The organism is Mycobacterium simiae (genome assembly GCF_008370645.1).
Taxonomy (GTDB): domain Bacteria; phylum Actinomycetota; class Actinomycetes; order Mycobacteriales; family Mycobacteriaceae; genus Mycobacterium; species Mycobacterium simiae_A.
Genome location: NZ_VTZN01000293.1, coordinates 1 through 3,719, shown reverse-complemented (window position 1 = coordinate 3,719; position 3,719 = coordinate 1). Strand labels below are relative to the sequence as shown.

The following is a 3,719-nucleotide window of genomic DNA, read 5'->3' as shown; positions in this document are numbered from 1 at the left end:
CGACGCGGCGCGCCGGCTGTCGAGGACGCTGGATGCGAACGGGATCTTCAGCTGAGCCAAATTGCCTGGACCTCTAGCTGCCCAGTTTCTCCGCGCGCTGCTTGACGTTTTCAGCCAGTTGTTCCAGCACGTTGTTGAGCAGCAGCTTTACCATGGGGGCGGGCACCGGCAGGCTGGGTTCGACGTCGATGTCCACAGTCAGCAAGCTATTGGCGCCGCTCTCCACCACGCTGAAGAGTTGTTCCTGCTTGGCGAACAAATCGCCTTGCTGCATGACGGTCTGAATCTGGTTGTCACCCGGGTAGTAGACGGCGTGAATATAGATACCCTCGAAGCCTTGCACGCTGGTGTCGAGCCGCACCTGGCTGGGACGGCCGTCGTCGTAGCGAGCGAGCACCCACGCCCCCTTGACCCCTTCATTCCACTCCGGGTACCGCTCGATGTCCGCGACGATCGCCATGATTGACCCGGCATCGGCACTGACCTCAACGGTCTTGCTCAAAACTGGCATTGGCGAAGCATACTGGCGACGGGCTCTGATCAGTTCACGCAGGCCGTGGCCAGCAGGGACCGGATGGCGTCGGGAATCGAGACGGGTTTGCGGCTGGCTCGATCAACGTAGACATGCACCCAGTGCCCCAACGCGGTGATCGGCTGGGCCTGGTCAGCTCTGAACAGGCCGAGGCGGTAGGTCACACTGCTACGGCCCAGCCGCGTCACCGCCAGGCCCACCTCAAGACTTTCGGGGAAATGCAGTTCAGAGAAGTAACGGCAGCCCGACTCGGCCACGATCCCCAGCGCCGGCATGGTCAGCGGATCCAGACCGGTGCGGGTGCTAATCCAGGCATTGATTGCGGTGTCGAACAGTTGGTAGTAGACGGCGTTGTTGAGGTGGCCGAACATGTCGTTGTCGGCCCAGCGGGTGAGCACCGGCCACAGCACCGGAAAGTCGGCGCTGGTGAGGTTGCCCGCCGCAGGCAGTCCGGGCACCGACGGGACCGGCGGTGTTGGAGCCATGGTTGTATTCCAGCATGTTCCACATCCGAGGAGCAGTGCTGGAGCGCATCGGCACGCCGCGCCCGTACGCCGAGTCTCAGCCGATCAGCGTCGTCGATCTCGACCTCGAAAGCCCGGGCGGTGACGAGGTCCTGGTCCGCATCGAGGCGGCGGGCGTGTGCCACTCCGATCTCTCGGTCGTCAACGGCCACCGGGTGCGGCCGCTGCCGATGCTGCTCGGCCACGAAGCCGCGGGCATCGTCGAGGCGGTCGGCCCCGGCGTCAACGACGTCGCTGTCGGTCAACGAGTGGTGCTGGTGTTCCTGCCGCGTTGCTGCCACTGCCCGGCCTGCGCAACCCAGGGCAGCACGCCGTGCGAACCGGGTAGCACTGCCAATACGGCTGGGACCCTGCTGGGCGGCGGCATCCGGCTCAGCCGAGCCGGTCGACCGGTGTACCACCACCTCGGCGTCTCGGGTTTCGCGACGCACGCCGTGGTCAATCGGGCCAGCGCGGTCGCAGTCCCCGACGCTGTACCGCCCGACGTAGCGGCGCTTTTGGGATGCGCGGTGCTAACCGGCGGGGGTGCCGTTCTCAACGTCGGCAAACCCCGAACGGGGCAGTCGGTCGCCGTCGTCGGGCTCGGCGGCGTTGGCATGGCGGCGCTGCTCACCGCCCTGACCTACGACGATGTGCGTGTCATCGCTGTCGACCAGCTGACCGAAAAACTCTCGGCCGCAAAGAGTCTCGGTGCTCATGACACTTACACTCCGCAACAGGCCGCGGGCGCTGCGGTAAAAGCCGACGTGGTTATCGAAGCCGTCGGTCACCCTGCCGCGCTGGAGACAGCGATCGGGCTGACCGCGCCGGGCGGCCGCACCATCACCGTCGGGCTGCCGCCGCCGGAGGCGCGGCTCAGCATTTCACCGTTGGGCTTCGTCGCCGAAGGCCGATCGCTGATCGGGAGCTACCTGGGGTCGGCGGTACCCCACCGCGACATTCCGCGGTTCGTGGCGCTGTGGCAGTCCGGCCGGCTACCAGTGGAATCGCTGGTGTCGTCAACGATTCGGTTGGACGATATCAACGCCGCAATGGACCACGTAGCTGACGGCACCGCAATTCGCCAGCTGATCAGGTTATGAGGCCGCGTGGCTCCCTAGGTCTCCGTGCAAAACCCTCGACAGAACCTCACCCTGCAACGCGAAAAGCCGCTGCGATGTGGACCAATCGGGCAGCAGCGAATCGAATCCGTGACACGCCCCGGCAAACACGTGCAGCTCGGTAGCTACCCCGGCACGCAGCAGCCGCAGAGCGTAGTCCACCGCTTCGTCGCGAAATGGATCGACCTCGTTACACGTGATCAAAGTCGGTGGTAGACCAGTTAAGTCGGTGCGCCGAGCGGGGACGGCGTGCGGTGCGGCAGGCTGGCCGGCCAGGTAGTGGTGCCACATCAGATCCGCCGCCTCGGCGTCGAAGGCCGGGGTCGCACGGAACTCCGCCATGGAGGGGGTCGGGCGGTCATCGAGCACCGGTTGATGCAGTAACTGGAGCGCGATCGCGGGCAGCGAGCCGTCCGCGGCGCCCTGCGCCAAACAGGCGGCGAGGGCGCCGCCGGCGCTGCTGCCTGCCACGGCCACCCGCGTCGGATCCACCTTCAGCTGCGCGGCGTTGGCTAGCACCCATTTCAGCACTGCTGTCGCATCGTTGAGGGCAGCCGGGTAGGGGTCTTCCGGCGCCAGCCGGTAGTCGACCGACACCACCGCACACCGGCCGCGTCGGGCCAGTTCCAGGCACTGCCGGTGGTCGGTGTCGAGGTTTCCTAACGCGAACCCACCCGCGTGACAGTAGATCACCACCGGCGTCCGAGAAGTCCCGCCGGCCTTGCCGCGGTAGATCCGAACGGGCACCGATCGCCCCGGCTCGGCCCCCGCAACGTCCTCGGCGACGGGCACGCCGGCGGCCGCCGTTTCCCGTGCGGCTGACTCCTTACGGCGCTGATTCATCGACTCGCGGATCAGCCGGATGGATTCCGGCGTGAAATCGGTGCGAGCTACTGCTACGGCGCGCAGTGCTGAGTCCAGCCGATCGACCGCGTCCAGTTCAGTCACCGGGGCACCGCGGTGGACGCTTGGTCCCGGTGGCCCGAAACGCTGAAATCGACAGGTATAAAACGGCGTGTCATGCCCCAGAAGGTACGCGCACGGCACAGCCAATGCGCGCCCATCGGTTCCGTTCGCGATGAAGATAGTTCGTGGCGGCGCGGCGCCTACCCGAACAACACCGCGGCATTGAGATAACCCGTCGGGTCCAACGCTGCCTTGACACTACGCATCACGGCGATGTCGGTGATGTCCCGGGACATCCCCAGGTACGCCCGCTTGCGGGTACCGACACCGTGCTCCGAGCTGACATTGCCGCCGCAGTCGGCGATCAGATCCATGATTTCCGCATACAAAGCCGATTCGCGCTGCGGCGCGAAACGCAGCACGTTGAGGTGCAGATTTCCCTCGCCGACGTGGCCGAAAAGCATCGGCAGCGCGTCGTGCACGTGCGCCTGGACCAACGCGACCGCGTCGCGAGCAAACCTGCCGATCGCCACCAAGGGCAGCGAGACGTCGAACTTCAGCGGCGGCCCGTAGGCGCTCAACACCTCGGCCAGCGATTCCCGGACACGCCACAACCGTTGCCGCGCAACGCTATCCACGCTCACCGCGGGCTCGCCG

5 protein-coding genes are annotated in these 3,719 nt (G+C 66.2%); 1 reads left to right on the top strand and 4 read right to left on the bottom strand.

Annotated elements, in window-relative coordinates:
* Positions 1-73: 73 nt before the first annotated feature.
* Both F0Q45_RS24930 and F0Q45_RS24925 read right to left on the bottom strand, forming a co-directional pair.
* Positions 74-511, bottom strand: coding sequence for an SRPBCC family protein (locus F0Q45_RS24930; protein ID WP_149656433.1), 438 nt, complete (start codon positions 509-511; stop codon positions 74-76).
* Between the two features lie 29 nt (positions 512-540).
* Complete coding sequence (locus tag F0Q45_RS24925) at positions 541-990, bottom strand: acyl-CoA thioesterase (protein WP_373425087.1); 450 nt, start codon at positions 988-990, stop codon at positions 541-543.
* Positions 991-1,031: 41 nt separating this feature from the next.
* On the opposite strand from F0Q45_RS24925, the gene F0Q45_RS24920 reads away from it, so the two are divergent.
* Entirely contained in the window at positions 1,032-2,138 is a 1,107-nt protein-coding gene (locus tag F0Q45_RS24920; protein ID WP_149656431.1) for an alcohol dehydrogenase catalytic domain-containing protein, read from the top strand.
* On the opposite strand, the gene F0Q45_RS24915 is transcribed toward F0Q45_RS24920, so the two are convergent.
* Together F0Q45_RS24915 and F0Q45_RS24910 are read right to left on the bottom strand one after the other, a co-directional pair.
* Positions 2,133-3,104, bottom strand: coding sequence for an alpha/beta hydrolase (locus F0Q45_RS24915; protein WP_149656430.1), 972 nt, complete (start codon positions 3,102-3,104; stop codon positions 2,133-2,135). The two genes, F0Q45_RS24920 and F0Q45_RS24915, sit on opposite strands and share 6 nt — an antisense overlap.
* Before the next feature lie 158 nt (positions 3,105-3,262).
* Positions 3,263-3,719, bottom strand: a 457-nt coding sequence (locus F0Q45_RS24910) for an FAD-linked oxidase C-terminal domain-containing protein (RefSeq protein ID WP_306439471.1), incomplete at its 5' end; no start/stop codon positions are given.